The organism is Stenotrophomonas maltophilia (assembly GCF_002799245.1).
GTDB classification, from domain to species: Bacteria; Pseudomonadota; Gammaproteobacteria; order Xanthomonadales; family Xanthomonadaceae; genus Stenotrophomonas; species Stenotrophomonas maltophilia_S.
In genome coordinates, this window is record NZ_NEQV01000002.1 from 426222 (window position 1) to 446152 (window position 19931).

15 protein-coding genes are annotated in these 19931 nt (G+C 66.8%); 8 read left to right on the forward strand and 7 right to left on the reverse strand.

Features of this window, described 5'->3' with window-relative positions:
* Positions 1-13: 13 nt before the first annotated feature.
* From selB to fdnG, 6 genes are all read right to left on the reverse strand, one after another.
* Complete coding sequence (selB, locus tag B9Y64_RS07900) at positions 14-1945, reverse strand: selenocysteine-specific translation elongation factor (RefSeq protein WP_100440695.1); 1932 nt, start codon at positions 1943-1945, stop codon at positions 14-16.
* Positions 1942-3366, reverse strand: coding sequence for an L-seryl-tRNA(Sec) selenium transferase (gene selA / locus B9Y64_RS07905; RefSeq protein ID WP_100440225.1), 1425 nt, complete (start codon positions 3364-3366; stop codon positions 1942-1944). Before selA ends, selB begins: the two co-directional genes overlap by 4 nt.
* A 3-nt stretch (positions 3367-3369) precedes the next feature.
* Complete coding sequence (gene fdhE, locus B9Y64_RS07910) at positions 3370-4353, reverse strand: formate dehydrogenase accessory protein FdhE (RefSeq protein WP_100440226.1); 984 nt, start codon at positions 4351-4353, stop codon at positions 3370-3372.
* 138 nt (positions 4354-4491) lie between these two features.
* Positions 4492-5139 carry a formate dehydrogenase subunit gamma gene (locus B9Y64_RS07915; RefSeq protein ID WP_100440227.1) on the reverse strand — a complete coding sequence of 216 codons (648 nt, stop codon included), beginning with the start codon at positions 5137-5139 and terminating at the stop codon, positions 4492-4494.
* Positions 5136-6050, reverse strand: coding sequence for a formate dehydrogenase subunit beta (fdxH, locus tag B9Y64_RS07920; protein ID WP_100440228.1), 915 nt, complete (start codon positions 6048-6050; stop codon positions 5136-5138). The genes B9Y64_RS07915 and fdxH overlap by 4 nt, the downstream gene beginning before the upstream one ends.
* 10 nt (positions 6051-6060) lie before the next feature.
* Positions 6061-9129 carry a formate dehydrogenase-N subunit alpha gene (gene fdnG, locus B9Y64_RS07925; protein ID WP_157804505.1) on the reverse strand — a complete coding sequence of 1023 codons (3069 nt, stop codon included), beginning with the start codon at positions 9127-9129 and terminating at the stop codon, positions 6061-6063.
* Positions 9130-9419: 290 nt separating this feature from the next.
* On the opposite strand from fdnG, the gene gmk reads away from it, so the two are divergent.
* From gmk to B9Y64_RS07970, 8 genes are all read left to right on the forward strand, one after another.
* Positions 9420-10085 (forward strand): guanylate kinase, encoded by a 666-nt coding sequence (gene gmk, locus B9Y64_RS07935; RefSeq protein WP_014038334.1) that lies wholly within the window; start codon positions 9420-9422, stop codon positions 10083-10085.
* A gap of 110 nt (positions 10086-10195) precedes the next feature.
* Positions 10196-10495, forward strand: a complete 300-nt coding sequence (gene rpoZ, locus B9Y64_RS07940; RefSeq protein ID WP_005410877.1) for a DNA-directed RNA polymerase subunit omega — start codon at positions 10196-10198, stop codon at positions 10493-10495.
* 107 nt (positions 10496-10602) lie between these two features.
* Positions 10603-12765, forward strand: a complete 2163-nt coding sequence (locus B9Y64_RS07945) for a RelA/SpoT family protein (protein WP_005410876.1) — start codon at positions 10603-10605, stop codon at positions 12763-12765.
* A gap of 198 nt (positions 12766-12963) precedes the next feature.
* Positions 12964-13350 carry a RidA family protein gene (locus tag B9Y64_RS07950; protein ID WP_005410875.1) on the forward strand — a complete coding sequence of 129 codons (387 nt, stop codon included), beginning with the start codon at positions 12964-12966 and terminating at the stop codon, positions 13348-13350.
* A 7-nt stretch (positions 13351-13357) separates the two neighbouring features.
* Complete coding sequence (gene recG / locus B9Y64_RS07955) at positions 13358-15469, forward strand: ATP-dependent DNA helicase RecG (RefSeq protein WP_100440230.1); 2112 nt, start codon at positions 13358-13360, stop codon at positions 15467-15469.
* Between the two features lie 842 nt (positions 15470-16311).
* A complete protein-coding gene (locus tag B9Y64_RS07960) occupies positions 16312-17250 on the forward strand; it encodes a nucleoside hydrolase (RefSeq protein ID WP_100440231.1) in 939 nt (312 codons plus the stop codon).
* An 88-nt stretch (positions 17251-17338) separates the two neighbouring features.
* The gene (locus B9Y64_RS07965; protein ID WP_100440232.1) at positions 17339-17581 is read left to right on the forward strand and encodes a type B 50S ribosomal protein L31; all 243 of its coding nucleotides are present in this window, start codon (positions 17339-17341) and stop codon (positions 17579-17581) included.
* 296 nt (positions 17582-17877) lie between these two features.
* A complete protein-coding gene (locus B9Y64_RS07970) occupies positions 17878-19155 on the forward strand; it encodes a citrate synthase (protein ID WP_014038331.1) in 1278 nt (425 codons plus the stop codon).
* 117 nt (positions 19156-19272) lie between these two features.
* On the opposite strand, the gene B9Y64_RS07975 is transcribed toward B9Y64_RS07970, so the two are convergent.
* Complete coding sequence (locus B9Y64_RS07975) at positions 19273-19917, reverse strand: hypothetical protein (protein WP_100440233.1); 645 nt, start codon at positions 19915-19917, stop codon at positions 19273-19275.
* Between the last annotated feature and the right edge of the window lie 14 nt (positions 19918-19931).

Here is a 19931-nt window from a genome sequence, read left to right on the forward strand (position 1 = left end):
GGTACCGGTGGGCTCAATCGCGGGCTGCATTCCACTGCAGGTCGCCGCGCGGCCGATGCTGGTCACCGACGCGTCGAGTGTAGCCAACGCGATTGAAGAACTCCAAGATCTGGATGCTGCGCTTGCGGCCCAGGCCGATGGCATCGCGGAATGCGGCCGCATCCACCGTGCCGGTGGCCTGTGACAGCTGCGCGACGATCGCGGCCAGCTCGGCGATGCGGGCCGGTGCATAGAACAGGTCCGGTACCACCTGGAACAGTTCACCGCGTGCTGCGGCGCGGCGCAGCACAGCCCGGAGCTCGTCCTCGGCCAGGCCGATCCCGGCGGCCAGGGTACGCACCCACGGCGGATCGAAGCCGCCGGCATGCAGTTGCGGCAGCACACGTTCGAGCAGCAGGCGTTCACGCTCCGGCGGTGCATGGTCGTGACCGGGCAGGCGCCACCAGGCACCCACGCGCTGCAGCGTGCCGTCGCCGAGCAGGTCCAGCAGCAGGGCGTTCCACAGGCTCGCCGCAAGCGCGGGCAGGGTGCTGCGCTGCAGGCGCCCGCTGTCGACACCGGGTTCGTCGGGGCGTCGCTCGTGCCAGTCACGCAGCGAAGCGGTCACCTGTTCGCGCAGCACCTGCCAGTGCGAGGCAAGGATGACCACCGTGTCTTCCCGGGTGGCGATGCGCAGGGTGTCTGCAGGCAGATCGATCCGGTCGGCGGCGCGCCGGCAGTAGCGCTGCAGCGCGGCCATGGGAATGCCGAAGGGGGCCTGTTGCAGCAGCGGACCGATTCCGGCGCCAGCGGCCAGCTGCTCCAGTGCTCGCAGCCATGCGAGCCGTGCCGGGCTGCGCCGACGCCGCTGCGGCGGGTCCGGGTCGAGCACGACGCCACCGCCCAGCGTGTGGGTCGCGGCGGAATCACGGGCGATGAAGCGATCACCACACATCGCGCAGACCGGCGCCGGGAAGACCAGCTGCACGAGCTGGCCATTGCCGTGATCATCGTCCTCCAGCAGCACCACATGGGCCTGCCGGTGCATCGTGCCCCAATGGACGTGCAGCGGCGCCCAGTCGCGCAATGGTGTGGCCAGCGGGGAAAGCCGCAGCCGCACGTCGATGCGGGTGGTCGCCAGCAGCGCGCGCGGATCGGCGATCCAGTCGCCGCGATTGATGTCGTCACGGGCGATGGCGGCCAGGTTCAGTGCGCAGCGCTGCCCGGCCATGGCGTGTTCGCTGGCCTGGTTCTGGGCGTGGATGCTGCGCAGGCGTACATCGGTGGCGGCGGGCATCAGCTGCAGGTGTTCGCCAAGCGTGGCCACGCCGCCATGCACCGCACCGGTCACCAGCGTGCCGTGGCCGGCCAGCGAGAACACGCGGTCCACCGGCATGCGGAACAGCTCGCTGCGCAGGTCGGCCCGGTGCGCGTTGGCATCGCCTGCGGCCCATGCGTGCAGGTGGGTGCGCAATGCGTTGATGCCGGCATCATCGGATGAGGTGCTGTTGCAGGCGAATATGGGGGAACCTTGCAGCGGTGTTCCGGCCAGCAGAGCGGCGATCTCGATCTCGACCCGGGCGAGGCGCGCGGCGTCCACGCGGTCGATCTTGGTCAGGGCCACCGCGCCGCGATCCACGCCCAGCAACTGCAGGATCGCCAGGTGCTCGCGGGTCTGCGGCATCACGCCATCGTCGGCGGCGACCACCAGCAGGGCCACATCGATGCCGGTAGCACCGGCCACCATCGTGTGCACGAAGCGCTCATGACCCGGCACGTCGACGAAGCCCAGCATCGCCTCGGCATTCTCGTCACCGGTGTTTTCCACCGGGACATAGGCATAGCCCAGTTCGATGGAAATCCCACGCGTACGCTCTTCCTGCAGGCGATCGGTTTCGATGCCGGTCAGCGCCCGTACCAGGCGGGTCTTGCCGTGGTCGATATGCCCGGCGGTGCCGACGATCATGCCTGCATCGCGCTCCATTGGGCCAGGAACACTGTTTCATCCGCAGGTTCCAGGCAGCGCAGGTCAAGCCACAGTGCGTCATCGGCGATGCGGCCCAGTACCGGCCGTGGCAGCTGCCGCAGGCGCTGGGCCAGGCGATCCAGCCCGCCACGCTGCGCGGTGGTGATGCGCAGGCCGGCACTGCCGAGCTGCGCCTGTGGTTGTGCACCGCTGCCGATCTGGCTGTGCATCGATGCCGGTTCAAGCGTGTAGCCGGTCGCCAGCGCGGAACGCATCGGCTGCAGCAGGCGCTGAGCCTGCGCATCAATGTCATCTCGCGTCCGCGAGAGCGTGCGCAGTGTCGGCAACCGTTGTGCCAGCAGCTCCGGTTCGCGGTACAGGGCCAGTACCGCTTCCAGTGCAGCCAGGCCCATCTTGTCCATGCGCAGCGCGCGCTTGAGCGGATTGCGGTTGATCCGCGCGATCAGGTCGGCGCGGCCAGCGATGATGCCGGCCTGTGGCCCGCCCAGCAGCTTGTCGCCACTGAACGAGACCAGGTCGGCGCCGGCCGACAGTGCTTCCTGCACGGTCGGCTCATGCGGCAGGCCGAATGCCGCCAGGTCGCACAGGCTGCCACTGCCCAGGTCCACCACCAGCGGCAGGCCATGGTCGTGCGCGATGGCCGCCATCGCGGCAGTGTCGACCTTGGCGGTGAAGCCGGTGATCGCGTAGTTGCTGGCATGCACTTCCATCAGCAGCGCAGTGCGGGTGCCGATGGCATGGGTGAAATCGGCTGGGTGAGTGCGATTGGTGGTGCCCACTTCCAGCAGCCGTGCGCCGGCACTGCGCATCACATCGGGAATGCGGAAGGCACCGCCGATCTCCACCAGCTCGCCGCGCGACACCACCACCTCGCGGCGGTTGGCCAGGCTGTTGAGCAGCAGCAGGACCGCCGCCGCGTTGTTGTTGACCACGGTGGCAGCTTCGGCGCCGGTCAGCTCGCAGACCAGCGCCTGTACCCGTGCATCGCGGTCGCCGCGACGGCCGCGGGTGATGTCGAATTCCAGATCGACCGGCGCCCGCATCGCGTGCGCAACAGACTGCACCGCGGCCTCGGGCAGCAGGGCACGGCCCAGGTTGGTGTGCAGCACGGTGCCGGTCAGGTTGAATACCGGCTGCAGGTCCAGCCGCGCATCGGCGGCGAGCGCAGCGTCGAGCGCCGCGACCAGTGCCGGGCCTTCAATGGCCTGGTGCAACTGCCCGGCCGAGAGCTGCGCGGCACCGATGCGCTCACGCAGCGCCTGCAGATATGCGCGCAACAGCTGGGTGATGCGGCTGCGGCCGTGGGCTTCAATCTGTGGCGACAAGGCCGGCAGGCGCAGCAGCCGGTCCAGCGAGGGCAGGGCGGCGGCCGATGCCGGGATGGGGGGCGTGCGTGGCATCGGTCAGTCGCTGTCGGATTGCCATAGCAGTGGATTCTGGCTGGCGCGCGCGTAGCCTTCCTCGCCCAGCAGAATGTCCAGGGCCAGTGTGCCGAGGTCGTCAGCCACCGGTTCCAGTGACGGGTCCTTTTCCAGATACAGGATCTTGCGGTAGCTGTGGCAGTGGTCGCAGGTTTCCGCGCGCACCGCACTCTCGCGGACGGCCTGGCCGGTATCGCCGTCGGCATCAGCCAGGGCGCGGTAGGCGATGTCCTTGCCGGCGGCACCACACTGGCTGCACTGCACGCGCACGTAGTGCCACTGGCAGGCGCACAGCGAGCACGACAGGTAGCGGTAGGACGCATAGGGTGGGCGGGCCTGCACCACGCTGGTCACCGGCAGGGTGCCGCACAGCGGGCACAGCCCTGGCGCGTCCACCAGCGGCTTCAGGTCGGTGGGGCGGAAGCTGGCGGCGAGTACCGCCCAATACACCTGCAACGCGTTCATCACCAGCAGTGCAGCGACTGCGTCGACCGAGGGTGCATCATCGCGTTCCAGCACGGCGTGGGCCTGCGCATCCAGCCAGCTGTCATCGGCCGCGGCGACGCGAAGCAGCTCGTGCCGCGTTTCCGCCGGCAGCCCGGCTTCGTCGGCGCAGTGCCGGCACAGCGAGCGCAGCCAGTCGCGCCAGCGCCCATCCAGTTGCAGCGTGTTGGCCGGCCGCAATGGCATGCCGGCACCGGCGGCCGCACTCGACTGCTGCGCGCGTGCTTGCACCTGAAGCGCCTCGCGCTGCTGTGGCGTCAGCTCCTCCAGCAGCGCCTGCTGTGCATCGGCCAGGGCCGCCAGCAGCTGCAGGTAGCCACCGATGGCACTGTGCGCAGCCAGGCTGCGCAGGCGCGCCGCGCGCTGCGCGAACAGGGAGGCAGTGTCGGGCAGGATGATGCGCGGCACATCGCGCGAGGCGAGCGTCTCGATCTCACCGGGTTCAAGGATGCGTTGCGCCATGCAGGGCCAGCCAGAAGAACCAGCCTCCATCCTCGCCGTTGTCGGCGCTGGCGTCCAGCGTGCTGCCGGCCATTCGACATGCCGGGGTCAGATCCGTTTTCCAGAGGAAAACGGATCTGACCCCATCGGACTTTGCCGCTAGCCCTGTTCCCGACGCCCGCGCAGGATGTCCCGGAACCACTGCCGGTGATGCTTGTACGCCCACCCGTAGGTCACCTTGCCCTGGGTCATCGCCTGCACCGAACCCTTGATCCAGATTGCTGCATAGATGTGCACCACGATCGCGCACACCAGCACCCAGCCGAACAGCGCGTGGGCCAGGACCGAGAAGCGGATCAGCCCGATCGGGAAGAAGTGGCTGAAGTACTGCCGCCAGATCACGAAGCCGGTCAGCAGCAGCGCCGACAGGCAGCCGATGATGGCCCAGAACAGCAGTTTCTGGCCGGCATTGAAGCGACCTACCGGCGGCAGCTTCTCGTCCTCGTTGCGCAGCACATCGCGCATGCCGCGCATCCACGCACGGTCGTCCGCGCTGAGGAAGTTGTCACGCCACATCCGCAGCGCCAGCAGGGCAAAGCCGATGACCATGGCCAGGCCGATGAACGGATGCAGGATGCGCGTCCACGGGCCACCACCGAACAGTTGCGTCAGCGGGAACAGGGCAGGGTGGAACAACGCCAGCCCGGACAGGGCGGTCAGTACGAAGCAGATCGCCACGATCCAGTGGTTGATGCGGGTCGGTGCGCGGTAGCGGATGATCTGGCGGGGACGCGGGGCGCGGCTCATGACCGGTCCTCCTCGATCTTCTCGGCTTCACGCTCGGCGTGTTCTTCCTCTTCCTCGTCAACCGTGTTGCGGCCGATGCCGATGTAATGCAGGAAGCCAGCGAAGGCCGTGGCGGCGATCGCCAGCACGCCCAGTGGCTTGGCCACGCCCTTCCAGACTTCCACCATCGGGCTGATGCGCGGGTCCTTGGGCAGGTCGGCGTACAGCTCCGGCTTGTCCACATGCTGCAGCACGTACATCACGTGGGTGCCGCCGACGCCTTGTGGATCGTACAGGCCGGCGTTGTCGTAACCCCGCGATTTCAGGTCTTCCACGCGCCCGGCCGCATGCTCGGTCATCGCCTGCTTGCTGCCGAAGGTGATCGCCCCGGTCGGGCAGGTCTTCACGCAGGCCGGTTCCTGGCCCACCGCCACCCGGTCCGAACACAGCGTGCATTTGTAGGCCTTGTGGTCCTTCTTGGAAATGCGCGGCACGTCGAACGGGCAACCGGTCACGCAGTAGCCGCAGCCGATGCAGTTTTCTTCCTGGAAGTCGACGATGCCGTTGGCATACTGGATGATCGCGCCCGGCGACGGGCAGGCCTTCAGGCAGCCCGGGTCGCTGCAATGCATGCAGCCTTCCTTGCGGATCAGCCACTCCAGCTTGCCCTTCTCGTCCTCGTACTCGCGGAACTTCATCACCGTCCACGACTGTTCGCTCAGGTCGGGCGGGTTGTCATAGCTGCCGACGCAGCTGCCGACCTCGTCGCGCAGGTCGTTCCACTCCATGCAGGCGACCTGGCAGGCCTTGCAGCCGATGCACTTGCTGACATCGATCAGCTTGGCGACCTGGCCGGTGTGCGCACCACGCGCCTCCGGCGAGGGCGTGGTGGTGGCCGAGCGGCGGATGATGTCCAGGGATTGCAGTGACATGGCGGGTCTCCTACACCTTCTCGACCTTGACCAGGATGCACTTCGATTCGGGCGTCTGCGAATTGCCGTCACCGATGGCGTTGGTCAGCGTATTGGCGATGTATCCGGGCTTGGCCGCACCGAGGAAGCCCCAGTGGATCGGCACGCCTACCTGGTGCACGGTGCGGCCATCGATCTGCAGGGCCTTGATGCGCTTGGTCACCATGGCCACCGCCTCGATGTGGCCGCGCTTGGAGCTGACCCGCACGCGGCTGCCATTGTTGATGCCCAGCTCGTCGGCCAGGGCCGCACCGATCTCGACGAACTGCTCGGGCTGGATGATGGCGTTGAGCTTGCCGTGCTTGGTCCAGAAGTGGAAATGCTCGGTCAGGCGGTAGGTGGTGGCCACATGCGGGAACTCATCCGGTGAACCGATCTGTGCGCGATCGCTGGCGAACACGCGTGCCGCCGGGTTGTTCAGCGTCAGTGCCTGGCCGGGGCTGAGCGGATTGCTGCGCAGGGGGGTATCGAACGGCTCGTAGTGCTCCGGGAACGGTCCCTCGGCCATGCCGGCCTTGGCAAAGAAACGGGCGATGCCCTCCGGGTTCATGATGAACGGGCCCATGCCACCGGCGGGATCTTCGTCGGCCTTGAAGTCCGGCACGTCCACGCTGCCCCAGTTTTTCCCGTTCCAGGCCAGCAGCGTGCGGCGTGGATCGAATGGCTGGCCGGCCACGTCGCACGAGGCGCGGTTGTACATCACCCGGCGGTTGGCCGGCCATGCCCAGGCCCAGCCCAGCGTGTTGCCGATGCCGGTGGGGTCGCTGTTGTCACGCCGCGCCATCATGTTGCCGGTGGGGCCCCAGGCGCCGATGTAGATCCAGCAGCCGGAGGAGGTGCTGCCGTCGTCGCGCAGGTCACCGAACGCGGCCAGTTGCTCGCCGGCCTTGCGCACCAGCTTGGTCGGGTCCTTCGGATCGAACACGTCGGCCAGCGCCTTGCCGTTGTATTCCATCGCCAGTTCTTCCGGTGTCGGCAGTTCCGGGTTGGAATACTTCCAGGCCAGGTCGCGCACCGGCTCCCACCACGCACCGCCGTCCTTCTCGTACATCGCTTTGATGCGATGGAAAAGCTCGGACATGATCTCGATGTCGCTGCGCGCTTCGCCCGGCGGATTGGCACCCTTCCAGTGCCATTGCAGCCAGCGCGAGGAATTCACCACCGCGCCGTTCTCCTCGGCGAAGGAGGTGGTCGGCAGGCGGAACACCTCGGTCTGGATCGTGCCCGGGTCGACGTCGTTCAGCGCACCGTGGTTCTGCCAGAAGGCGATGGTCTCGGTCTCCAGCGGGTCCATGCTGACCATGAACTTCAGCTTGGAGAACGCGCTGATCAGCTTGCCCTTGTTCGGCGCCGAGGCCAGCGGGTTGAAGCCCTGGCAGATGTAGCCGTGGATCTTGCCCTCGTTCATCAGCTCGTACGCCTGCAGCATGTCGTACGGCTTGTCGAGCTTGGGCAGGTGGTCGAAGCACCAGTTGTTGTCCGCGGTGGCGGCATCGCCCCACCACGATTTCATCAGGCTGACGTGGAACTTCGGGTAGTTCTGCCAGAACGACATCTGGTTGGCGCGCAGGGGCTTCTGCGTGCGCTTGGCGATGTAGGCGTCGTAGTCCTGCTCGTCCTGTTTGGGCAGTGTCAGGTAGCCGGGCAGCAGGTCGGACATCAGGCCGATGTCGGTCAGGCCCTGGATGTTGGAATGCCCGCGCAAGGCATTCATGCCACCACCGGCCACGCCGATGTTGCCCAGCAGCAGCTGCACCATGGTGCCGGCACGCACGTTCTGCGCGCCCACCGAATGCTGCGTCCAGCCCAGCGCGTACAGGATGGTCATCGCCTTGTCCTTGCCGGCGGTGGACGCGATCATCTCCCAGACCTGCCGGATGCTGTCGGCCGGCGTACCGCAGATGCGCTCGACCATCTCCACGGTGTAGCGCGCGTAGTGCTGCTTGAGCAGGTTGTAGACGCAGCGCGGGTCCTTCAGCGTCGGGTCGCTGCGCACGTAGCCATCATCGCCGTACACGTAGTCCCAGCTGGAACGGTCGTAGCTGCGCTTCTCTTCGTTGTAGCCCGAATACAGGCCGTCCTTGAAGGCGAATTCGTCCTTCACCAGGAACGACATGTCGGTGTAGTTCAGTACGTATTCGTGCTGGATGCGGTCCTCGGTCAACAGGTAGTTGATCAGTCCGCCCAGGAACACGATGTCGGTACCGGTGCGGATCGGCGCGTACACGTCGGCCACCGCGGCCGAACGGTTGAAGCGCGGATCGACCACGATCAGCCGGGCCTTGTTGTGCGCCTTGGCCTCGGTCACCCATTTGAACCCGCACGGATGCGCCTCGGCGGCATTGCCACCCATGATCAGGATCAGGTCGGCATTCTTGATGTCGACCCAGTGATTCGTCATCGCACCACGGCCTAGCGTCGGGGCAAGACCTGCCACCGTCGGGCCGTGTCAGACACGTGCCTGGTTGTCGAATGCCAACATGCCGAGGGAGCGGACGACCTTGTGGGTCAGTACCGCAGTTTCATTGCTGGTGGCCGAGGCCGCCAGCATGCCAGTGGTCAGCCAGCGGTTGACCGTCTGCCCGGCTTCGTTCTTCTGCACGAAGTTGGCATCGCGGTCTTCCTTCATCAGCCGCGCGATGCGGTCCAGCGCATCGTCCCAGCTCAGCCGCTTCCACTCGTTCGAGCCCGGCGCCCGGTACTCGGGGTAGAGCAGGCGCGACTTGCTGTGGATGATGTCGGCCAGGCCGGCACCCTTCGGGCACAGCGTGCCGCGGTTGACCGGATGATCCGGGTCACCCTCGATATGGAAGATGCTCGGCTCGGCGTTCTTGGCGCCATCGCCGAGGCTGTACATCAGGATGCCGCAGGCCACCGAACAGTACGTACAGGTGTTGCGGGTCTCGGTCGCGCGGGTCAGCTTGTATTGCCGGACCTCCGCGAGCGCGATGCCGGGCGCGAAGCCCATCAATGCCAGACTGGAGCCGACCAGGGTTGTCCCGGTCACTTTCAGGAACTGGCGGCGGCTCATCGATGGCATGCCGTTCTCCTGGGATGGCGGGGAGGCGCAGGCCTCCGGGCTGTCGTTGGGTACGGCCCGGTTATAGCACAGGCCCCCGGATGCCCATGTGGCACAAGGCCCTGCGCCTGCCGGACGGGCGCGCAACGGGGCCGCTCTGGTAAAGTTGCGTGCCCGCACCCCGGGGAGCCGTCTGCCGGGCCTGGTTCCAGGATGTTCCGCGCAGCCCCCGCCGTCCTGGCGCGATCCTCCGCGCCGGATCTGGAACATCGAGGAAAAATTTTGCGAAATCAACCAGTTGGGTTCCGTGCATGAGCGCCCCGTCGAAGCCGTCGGACGCCGTTGCGCGCGGCACGCTGTACATCGTTGCCGCGCCCTCCGGTGCCGGCAAGAGCAGCATCGTCAACGCCACCCTGGCGCGTGACCCGCAGATCGCCCTGTCGATTTCCTTCACCTCGCGTGCGATGCGCCCGGGGGAAGTGAACGGCCAGCACTACCATTTCGTCTCTGCGGAAAAGTTCGAGGAGATGATCGCCGCCGGCGACTTCTTCGAGCATGCCTGGGTGCACGGCGACTGGAAGGGCACCGCCCGCCAGTCGGTGGAGCCGCAGCTGGCCGCTGGCCAGGACGTGCTGCTGGAGATCGACTGGCAGGGCGCGCAGCAGGTGCGCCAGCTGGTGCCGGGTACGGTCACTGTGTTCATCCTGCCGCCGTCCAAGCAGGCCCTGCAGGACCGCATGCGCAAGCGCGGCCAGGACAGCGAGGCAGTCATCGCCCAGCGCCTGGGTGCGGCCCGTGACGAGATGCTGCACTTCAACGAGTTCGATTACGTCATTGTCAACGAGGTGTTCGACACCGCGGTGGACGAGCTGTGCGCCATCTTCACCGCCAGCCGCCTACGCCGGGAGGCCCAGAAGGTCCGCCACGCCGGCCTGATCCAGGCCCTGCTGACCCCCGATCCGGGCGCAACTGACTGATTCCAAAAGAATCGGGTGGGGGTTGGCTTGATTTTGTCCAGCCCCTGCCAGTACACTCCGTCCCCTTTCCCTCATTCGACTGAGCGGCCGACCGGTCGCCGGGAGCCCGTATGGCCCGCATCACCGTAGAAGATTGCCTGGAAGTCGTTAACAACCGTTTCGAGCTGGTCATGATGGCATCCAAGCGTGCCCGCCAGCTCGCCAACGGCGTGCAGGCCACGCTGGACAACAGCGAGACCGAGGACAAGCCGACCGTGCTGGCGCTGCGCGAAATCGCCGCCCGCAAGATCGACAACGCGCTGATCGACGAAGTCGAGAAGGCCGAGCGTGAGCGCGCCGAGCGCGAAGCGCTGGAGTGGGCTGCCGCGGAAGTGGTCGCCGACGAAGACATGTCCAAGAACGACGATTGATCGCATCGATCAACGTAATCGTTGGATGTGCTGAAACAGCCCGCCCCGTGCGGGCTGTTTCGCATTCAGGATTTGCCGTAAACGTCGCGCTGGAATAGGCTGCGGGCATGAACCCAGGCCCCACTGCCAAGGTCGCCGCAGCCCCGGCTGCCGCCGTACCCGACTACGTCCTCCAGCTTGAACGCGCCGCCCACTACCTGCCGCCGGAACAGCTGCCGCTGTTGCGCCGTGCCTGGGAAGTCGGAGCCTCCGCGCACGCTGGGCAGACGCGCAAGTCGGGCGAGCCCTATATCACCCATCCGGTGGCGGTGGCCCAGGTGCTGGCCGAGCTCGGCCTGGACGTGGAAGCGCTGATTGCTGCGATCCTGCACGACACCATCGAAGATACCCCGCTGACCCGTGAGGCATTGGCTGCCGAGTTCGGCGAAGCTGTGGCCGAACTGGTCGACGGCGTCACCAAGCTGGACAAGCTGAAGTTCCGCGACCGCCAGGAAGCGGCCGCCGAGAGCTTCCGCAAGATGCTGCTGGCGATGTCGCGCGACCTGCGCGTGATCATGATCAAGCTGGCCGACCGCCTGCACAACATGCGCACGCTGGGCGCGCAGAGCCGCGAAGCGCGCGGCCGCATCGCGCGCGAGACGCTGGAGATCTACGCGCCCATCGCCCAACGCCTGGGCATGAGCCTGGTCAAGAGCGAGCTGCAGAACCTGGGGTTCAAGGCGCTGTACCCGTGGCGCCACGCCATCATCGAAAAGCACATCCGCAGCCAGCCGGTGGTGCGCCGCGAAGCAATGGCGCAGGTGGAAGTGCAGCTGTCGCAGCGCCTGGCCAAGGAGGGGATCGAGCATCGGCTGATCAGCCGCATCAAGACCCCGTGGAGCATCTACAACAAGATGCGCGACGAGAACAAATCCTTCGACCAGGTGATGGATGTGTTCGGCTTCCGCCTGGTCGTGCGCAGCGTGCCCAGCTGCTACCACGCGCTGGGTTCGGTGCACGCCACCTTCAAGCCGCTGGACGGCCGCTTCCGCGACTTCATCGCCATTCCCAAGGCCAACGGTTACCAGTCGCTGCACACCGTGCTGTTCGGGCCGTATGGCTCTCCGATCGAAGTGCAGATCCGTACCGAGGAAATGGACCTGATCGCCGAACGCGGCGTGGCCGCGCACTGGACCTACAAGTTCGGTGGCGATTCGCCCAACAGCGCGCAGAGCCGCGCGCACGCCTGGATCGTCGAGCTGATCGACTCGCAGCGCGCTGCGGGGTCCTCGCTGGAGTTCCTCGACAACGTCAAGGTCGACCTGTTCCCGGACGAGGTCTACCTGTTCACCCCGAAGGGCAAGATCCTGGCCCTGCCGCGCAATTCCACCGCGCTCGATTTCGCCTACGCCGTGCATACCGATGTCGGCAACATGGCCGTGGCCTCGCGCGTGGACAAGAAGCTGGTACCGCTGCGCACCAAGCTGGTGTCCGGGCAATCGGTGGAGATCATCACCGCACGCTCGGCCACGCCGAAGCCGCAGTGGCTGGAATTCGTGGTCACCAGCAAGGCACGCACCGCCATCCGCCACCAGCTCAAGCAGCTGGAGCACGAAGATGCCGTGCAGCTGGGCCACCGCATGCTCGACCGTGCGCTGGAGGCGATGGATTCGTCGCTGGAGCGGCTGCCGAAGGGGCGCCTGGATGCGTTCCTGGCCGAGCACCGTTTCCCGCGCCTGGAGGCGCTGCTGGCCGAGGTCGCGCTGGGCAACTGGATGCCGACCCAGGCCGCGCAGGCGCTGATGGCCTACGCCGAACTGCGTGGCGGCCCGCATTCGCGCCACCACTCGCAGGAAAAGATCCTGATCAACGGCAGCGAGCGTGGCGTGGTCACCTTCGCCGGCTGCTGCCAGCCGATTCCCGGCGACGAGATCATGGGTTACCACACCGCCGGCAAGGGCATCGTGGTGCACCGCATGGACTGCCCGAACCTGGCCGAGCTGCGCAAGTCGCCCGAGCGCTGGGTGCCGATCGGCTGGGACACCACCGTCTCCGGCGACTACGACACCTCGCTGGTGGTGGAAGTGGAGAACGGCACCGGCGTGCTGGCGCAGCTGGCCGCCGCCATCGCGCAGAGCCATTCCAACATCGAGCGCGTGGACTACCTGGACCGCGACTTCAACGCCGCGGTGCTGGCGTTCAACATCCAGGTGCGCGACCGCAATCACCTGGCCGAAGTGATGCGCCGCCTGCGCCGCCTGTCGGTCGTGCAGTCGGTGCGTCGCCAGTAACCCGCGCCGGCACCGATCCGTAGAGCCGAGCCCATGCTCGGCTGCTCTTGCCTGAAGCAGCCGAGCATGGGCTCGGCTCTACAGAGAGCGCACGGGGGCAGAGCCGTCTCCCGGCAGGCGTCGGATCCGCCCCCTGCCGATGCCGCCCCCACCCGGTACAATCACCGCTCTGTTTTCCCCCAAGTACCGGAGCGACCCATGTCCCGCCAGATCATCAACACCGAAAAGGCCCCCGCCGCCATCGGCCCGTACTCGCAGGCCGTGCGCGCCGGCAACACTGTGTATTTCTCCGGCCAGATCCCGCTGGACCCGGCCACCGGCGACATCGTCGGCGCCGGCGACGTCGAAGCGCAGGCCCGTCGTGCCTTCGACAACCTCAAGGCCGTGGCAGAAGCTGCTGGCGGCTCGCTGGACAAGGTCGTGCGCCTGGGCCTGTACCTGACCGACCTGGGCGAGTTCGCCAAGGTCAACGCGGTCATGCAGGACTACTTCCAGGCCCCGTACCCGGCCCGTTCCACCATCGAAGTCTCCGGCCTGCCGAAGGGCGCCAACTTCGAGGTCGACGCGGTGATGGTCATCGACTGACCGCAACGTGGCACGCAAGGCGGCGGTCACCCCGGTCCTGTCACCGTCCGGCGAAGCATCCCTGGCGATGCTCGCGGGCGTCGGTCCGGCCGTGGCCGCCAAGCTGCAGGCGCGTGGCCTGGCCACACTGCAGGATCTCTGGCTTCACCTGCCGCTGCGCTATGAAGACCGGACCCGGCTGACCCGCATCGAAGACCTGCGTTCGGGCGTGCCGGCGCAGGTGGAAGTGCGGGTGGTCGCGGTCGAACGTGGCATGCGCTACCGGCCGATGCTGAAGGTGGCCGTGGAGGACGAAGGGCAGGGCAGCCTGGTGCTGCGCTTCTTCCATTTCCGCCAGCAGCAGGTCGGGCAGTTCGCGGTCGGCAACCGGCTGCGCTGCTTCGGCACGCCCAAGCCCGGCCACCTCGGCCTGGAAATCGTCCATCCCAGCTACCAGGTGCTGGGCCGCAACGATGATCCCGAACTCGGCGACCGCCTCGACCCGGTGTATCCCACCGTCGAAGGCGTCGGGCCGATGACGATGCGCAAGCTGATCGGCCAGGCCCTGGACCGCCTGCCCGAGGAAAGCACGCTGGAACTGCTGCCCAGCGGCTGGCTTGATGGCCTCGGACTGCCGTCGCTGCGCAGCGCGCTGCTGACCGTGCACCGGCCGCCGCCGGATGCCGACCTGGCTGCACTGGCCGCCGGCACCCACCCGGCGCAGCGCCGCCTGGCGATGGAAGAGCTGCTGGCCCATCACCTCAGCCTGCGTCGCCAGCGCATTGCGTTGCAGGCACACCATGCCCCGCCGCTGGCCGGCCCCGGCAAGCTGGCCAAGGCGCTGTTGAAGCAGCTGCCATTCGCCCTGACCGGTGCGCAGGCGCGTGTGTTCAAGCAGATCCGCGAAGACCTGTCGCGCCCCAGCCCGATGCTGCGGCTGGTGCAGGGCGACGTCGGTTCGGGCAAGACCGTGGTCGCCGCGCTGGCCGCCATGCTGGCAGTGGAGCAGGGCAAGCAGGTCGCGCTGGCCGCACCCACCGAGCTGCTGGCCGAACAGCATCTCAACAACCTGCGCGGCTGGCTGGAGCCGCTGGGCGTGCGCATTGCCTGGCTGGCCGGCAAGGTCACCGGCAAGGCGCGCGCCAGGGTGATGGAGCAGGTCGCCAACGGCGAAGCGCAGGTGGTGGTCGGTACCCACGCGCTGATGCAGGAGGCGGTGGTGTTCCAGGATCTGGCGCTGGCCATCGTCGACGAACAGCACCGCTTCGGCGTGCATCAGCGGTTGGCCCTGCGCGACAAGGGCGCGGGCGGCAACAGCGTCCCGCACCAGCTGGTGATGACCGCCACGCCGATTCCGCGCACGCTGGCGATGTCCGAATACGCAGACCTGGATGTGTCGGCCATCGACGAGCTTCCGCCAGGGCGCACGCCGGTGCAGACCGTGGCACTCAACAATGACCGGCGCCCGGAGCTGATCGAGCGCATCGCGCTGGCCTGCCAGGAAGGGCGGCAGGTGTACTGGGTGTGCACGCTCATCGAGGAAAGCGAAGAGCTGGATGCCACCCCGGCGCAGGCCACCTACGAATCACTGCAGGCACTGCTGCCAGGTGTTCGCGTGGGGCTGGTGCATGGCCGCCTGAAAGCCGCCGAAAAGCTGGCGACGATGGTGGCGTTCAAGGCCGGCGATATCGACCTGCTGGTGGCAACCACGGTCATCGAAGTGGGTGTGGATGTACCGAATGCTTCGTTGATGGTGATCGAGAACGCCGAGCGCCTCGGCCTGGCCCAGCTGCACCAGCTGCGCGGCCGCGTCGGTCGTGGTTCGGCGGTATCGCGTTGCGTGCTGCTGTACCAGGCGCCGCTTTCGCAGATGGCGCGCGAGCGCCTGCAGACCATGCGCGAAACCAACGATGGTTTTGTCATCGCCGAGAAGGATCTGGAACTGCGTGGCCCCGGCGAACTGCTCGGCACGCGGCAGACCGGCCTGGCCGGTTTCCGCATTGCCGATCTGGCCCGCGACGCCGGCCTGCTGCCCGGCGTACACGACTTGGCCGAGCGCCTGCTGGCCCAGCAACCGGCGCTGGCGGATCGCGTGGTTGCACGCTGGATCGGCACCGCCGTGCGTTACGCCTCGGCCTGATTCCTGTAGAGCCGGGCCCATGCTCGGCTGCCGTTCGCGTGGATGTGTCGACCAAGGTCGCCACCTGCCAACAGCCGCGGAAATCCACTGTAGAGCCGAGCCCGTGCTCGGCTGCCGTTCGCGCGGATGTGTCGACCAAGGTCGACACCTGCCAACAGCCGCGGAAATCCACTGTAGAGCCGAGCCCGCGCTCGGCCGCCGTTCGCGCGGATGTGTCGACCAAGGTCGACACCTGCCAACAGCCGCGGAAATCCACTGTAGAGCCGAGCCCGCGCTCGGCTGCCGTTCGCGTGGATGTGTCGACCAAGGTCGACACCTACCAACAGCCGCGGAAATCCACTGTAGAGCCGAGCCCACGCTCGGCTGCCGTTCGCGTGGATGTGTCTACCAAGGTCGACACCTAGCAACAGCCGCGGAAATCCACTGCAGAGCCGAGCCCACGCTCGGCTGCCGTTCGCGCGGATGTGTCGACCAAGGTCGACACCTGCCAACAGCCGCGGAAATCCACTGTAGAGCCGAGCCCACGCTCGGCTGCCGTTCGCGTGGATGTGTCTACCAAGGTCGACACCTAGCAACAGCCGCGGAAATCCACTGCAGAGCCGAGCCCGCGCTCGGCTGCCGTTCGCGCGGATGTGTCGACCAAGGTCGACACCTGCCAACAGCCGCGGAAATCCACTGTAGAGCCGAGCCCATGCTCGGCTGCCGTTCGCGTGGATGTGTCGACCAAGGTCGACACCTGCCAACAGCCGCGGCATCCATGCCCCGGCCGGCCGCCCCAACCCCGGTCTTGCAACGGTCATCATCCAGGTCCACACTTCGTTGCCGATCTGAAGACGGCAACGATGACCCACAAGATCCCCCTGTTGATCGACACCGATCCCGGTGTGGACGACGCCCTGGCCCTGCTGATGGCCTTTGCCGATGAACGGCATGACGTGGTCGCCCTGACCATCGCCGCCGGCAATGTCGGCCTGCAGTACACCGTCCGCAATGCCCTCAAGCTCTGCGACATCGTCGGCCGCGCCGACGTGCCGGTGTTTGCCGGCAGCCCGGATCCGCTGCTGCATCCCTCCGTCGACGCTGCCCACGTGCATGGCCGTGATGGCTACGGCGACGTGGACCTGCCGCCGCCGAGCCGCCAGGCTGAAGCCGAGCACGCTGCCCTGGCCATCCTGCGCCTGTCGCACGAACACGCCGGCGAACTGATGCTGGTGATGCTCGGCCCGCTGACCAACCTGGCGCTGGCGCTGAAGCTGGACCCGACCCTGCCCCAGCGCATCAAGCGCATCGTGGTGATGGGCGGTGCAGTCACCTGCCACGGCAACATCACCCCGGCGGCCGAATTCAACATCGCCTTCGATCCGGAAGCCGCGCACGTGGTGTTCACCTCGTTCAAGCACCTGCTGGTGTCGGACTGGGAGGCCACGGTTGCCCACGGGCTGCCGCTGGAGGAGGCCGAAAAGTGGCTGCAGGCCGATTCCGATCGCGCCCGCTTCTACGAGCTGATCTCGCGCAAGACCCGTGGCCTGTCCGAAGACAGCAAGGGTGGCCGCTGGTATACCGCCGACGCAGTGGCCATGGCCTGGGCGCTGAACCCGGAAGGGCAGCTGCAGGTCGAGTCGCGGCCGCTGAACGTGGAGCTGAACGGAACGTTCAGCCGCGGGGCCACCATCGTCGACTGGAACCGCCAGACCGGCCAACCGGACAACTGCGATCTGCTGATGGCCTACGATCAGGGGCGTTTCGAGGCCCTGGTGCGCCAGGCCCTGGGCGCGGATTGAAGTTCATTGCCCGGCACCGGTTGCCCAGAGCGGCAACCGGTGCTTATAATGCCGCTCTTGACCACCAGCCCATTTACGGTGTGAGCCCATGAAGGCCGATATCCATCCGAACTACCGCGACGTCGTCTTCCATGACGTCACCTCCGATTTCAAGTTCCTGACCCGCTCGACCATGGGCACGAAGGAAACCATCAAGTGGGAAGACGGCAACGACTACCCGCTGGTGAAGGTTGAAATTTCCTCTGCTTCGCACCCGTTCTACACGGGCAAGCACAAGGTCATCGACACCTCGGGCCGTATCGACAAGTTCCAGAAGCGCTACGCGCGCTGATCTGTTGATCCAGCTTCGAACCGACGGCCGCGCTCTGCGCGGCCGTTTGTTTTTCCCCAACGCCTGCCAAACGGGCGTTTGGATGGACGGAACACTGCGTTCGTGTGACAACGCTTTTGCCGATCCGGGCCGCTTGCTGGCCGGGTTCTGGCCGCCTGCCGTCTACGACTTCTGTCTAGCGCCGGGCAAATGCTGCTGTGCGATAATGGCGTGATCCCCGGCACAGGCCGAGGACGTCATTCACGTGCCTGACCAATGCGCTTGGGCAGGCGCCTTCCCATGAAGGAGCGCACACAGTGTCCGATCTTGATCAGGTCACGCTCAACGCCGGCGATAAGTCGGTCGTTCTGCCCGTCATCAAACCCACCCTTGGCAACGATTGTGTCGACATCGCGAAGCTGACCAAGGAAACGGGGTTCTTCACCTACGATTCCGGCTTCACCGCGACGGCCAGCTGCAAGTCCGCCATCACCTACATCGACGGCGACAAGGGCGTGCTGCTGTACCGCGGCTACCCGATCGAACAGTTGTCGGAAAAGTCGAGCTACGTCGAAGTGGCCTACCTGCTGATCAACGGCGAGCGCCCGAGCGCCGAGCAGCTGAAGGCCTTCACCGATGAGCTGACTGCCGAAGCCAACGTCGATGATTCGATCAACACCCTGATCGGCAGCTTCGCCAAGGATGCCCACCCGATGGCCATCCTGGCTGCTGCGATCGCGCAGCTGTCGGCCATCTACCACGACTCGCTGGACCTGTCCGACGCCGAACAGCGTCGCCAGGCCGCCGTGCGCCTGATCGCCAAGGTGCCGACCCTGTCGGCGCTGATCTACCGCCACGGCAAGGGCCTGCCGGCCAACAAGCCGGACACCTCGCTGGACTACGTCAGCCGCTTCCTGAAGCAGACCTTCGAGTCGGCCGACGGCCAGTACGATCTGAACCCGGACGTGGTCAAGGCACTGGACCTGCTGTTCATCCTGCACGCCGACCACGAGCAGAACGCTTCGACCTCGACCGTGCGCCTGGTCGGCTCGACCGGTGCCAACCCGTACGCGTCGGTCGCCGCTGGCGTCACCGCGCTGTGGGGTCCGGCCCACGGCGGTGCCAACGAAGCCGTGCTGAAGATGCTGGAAGAGATCGGCAGCGCCGACAACGTCGAGTCCGCCGTGGTCAAGGCCAAGGACAAGACCTCCGGCTTCCGCCTGATGGGCTTCGGCCACCGCGTCTACAAGAACTTCGATCCGCGTGCCAAGGTCATCGGTGAGATGACCAGCAAGGTGCTCAAGCAGCTGGGCGTGCAGGATCCGCTGCTGGACGTGGCCGTGAAGCTGGAACAGGCCGCGCTGCAGGACGAGTACTTCGTCGCCCGCAAGCTGTACCCGAACGTCGATTTCTACAGCGGCATCATCTACAAGGCGCTGCAGATCCCGACCGAAATGTTCACCGTCATGTTCGCCCTGGGCCGTACCTCCGGCTGGGTGTCGCATTGGCTGGAACAGCAGGTTGATCCGGAAATGAAGATCGGCCGTCCGCGCCAGGTCTACACCGGCAGCGACGTGCGCGACTACCAGGGCTGATCGCCCCGCGTAGGTTGTGCTGGAAGCGCCCCGCATCCGCGGGGCGTTTTCGTTGGTGGAGCCGGGGCCCGCGCGCGGGCGCTACAGCAATGGCCGGGCCCATGCCCGGCCTCGCGGTCAGGCGCCGATATAGGCAGTGATCTCGGCTTCGGCCAACAGCTGCCGCAACTGCGCGACAGACGCGCGCCGCATCGGCTTCTCATCCACCGGCGACAGTGGCGCCTGGCGCAGGGCGTCGTACGGCAGCACGGCCAGATCGAAGGTCAGCTCTTCGGCACTGAACACCCACACCGGCACATCCAGGCAGCGTTCGCGGTCCATGCGCAGGCGGCGCGTGCGCGATTCGGCGGGAATGCCGTGTTCGTCCAGGAAGCGATGCACGGCTTCCGGGTCGTCGCTGTGCAGGTGCAGCTGCACGGGGCTGTTGGCATCGGCGGTGCCATCCAGCACCGGGCCGGCCAGGCGTGGGGCGAAGCCGTGCAGGAACTCCAGTGCACGCATCGCGGCTTCGCGGCGACGCTGCAGTTCGTTGCCGTGCCGGGGCCCGGAGAACAGCCGCTGGTACTCGCGCAGCGCGTCTTCGATCTCGGTGTTGCGGGGCAGGGAGGCATCGTCGTGGATGCCGAGCCGGCTGGCGGCCTTCAACTTGGCCTGGTGGTAGTCGCGGATGCCGCCTTCGGCCATCAGGCGGGCGGCTTCGTGGGCGAGGCGGTGGCGCCGCTCGCGGGTCTGGCTGGCAGCATGCTGCTGGGCGCGATGCATGCGATGACTCCTGT

Coding starts and splice junctions, on each gene's coding strand:
- selB (WP_100440695.1), bottom strand. CDS start 1,945: ATGATCGTCGGCACCGCCGGGCATATCGACCACGGCAAGACCCGCCTG.
- selA (WP_100440225.1), bottom strand. CDS start 3,366: ATGCCACGCACGCCCCCCATCCCGGCATCGGCCGCCGCCCTGCCCTCG.
- fdhE (WP_100440226.1), bottom strand. CDS start 4,353: ATGGCGCAACGCATCCTTGAACCCGGTGAGATCGAGACGCTCGCCTCG.
- B9Y64_RS07915 (WP_100440227.1), bottom strand. CDS start 5,139: ATGAGCCGCGCCCCGCGTCCCCGCCAGATCATCCGCTACCGCGCACCG.
- fdxH (WP_100440228.1), bottom strand. CDS start 6,050: ATGTCACTGCAATCCCTGGACATCATCCGCCGCTCGGCCACCACCACG.
- gmk (WP_014038334.1), top strand. CDS start 9,420: ATGAGCGCCCCGTCGAAGCCGTCGGACGCCGTTGCGCGCGGCACGCTG.
- rpoZ (WP_005410877.1), top strand. CDS start 10,196: ATGGCCCGCATCACCGTAGAAGATTGCCTGGAAGTCGTTAACAACCGT.
- B9Y64_RS07945 (WP_005410876.1), top strand. CDS start 10,603: ATGAACCCAGGCCCCACTGCCAAGGTCGCCGCAGCCCCGGCTGCCGCC.
- B9Y64_RS07950 (WP_005410875.1), top strand. CDS start 12,964: ATGTCCCGCCAGATCATCAACACCGAAAAGGCCCCCGCCGCCATCGGC.
- B9Y64_RS07960 (WP_100440231.1), top strand. CDS start 16,312: ATGACCCACAAGATCCCCCTGTTGATCGACACCGATCCCGGTGTGGAC.
- B9Y64_RS07965 (WP_100440232.1), top strand. CDS start 17,339: ATGAAGGCCGATATCCATCCGAACTACCGCGACGTCGTCTTCCATGAC.
- B9Y64_RS07975 (WP_100440233.1), bottom strand. CDS start 19,917: ATGCATCGCGCCCAGCAGCATGCTGCCAGCCAGACCCGCGAGCGGCGC.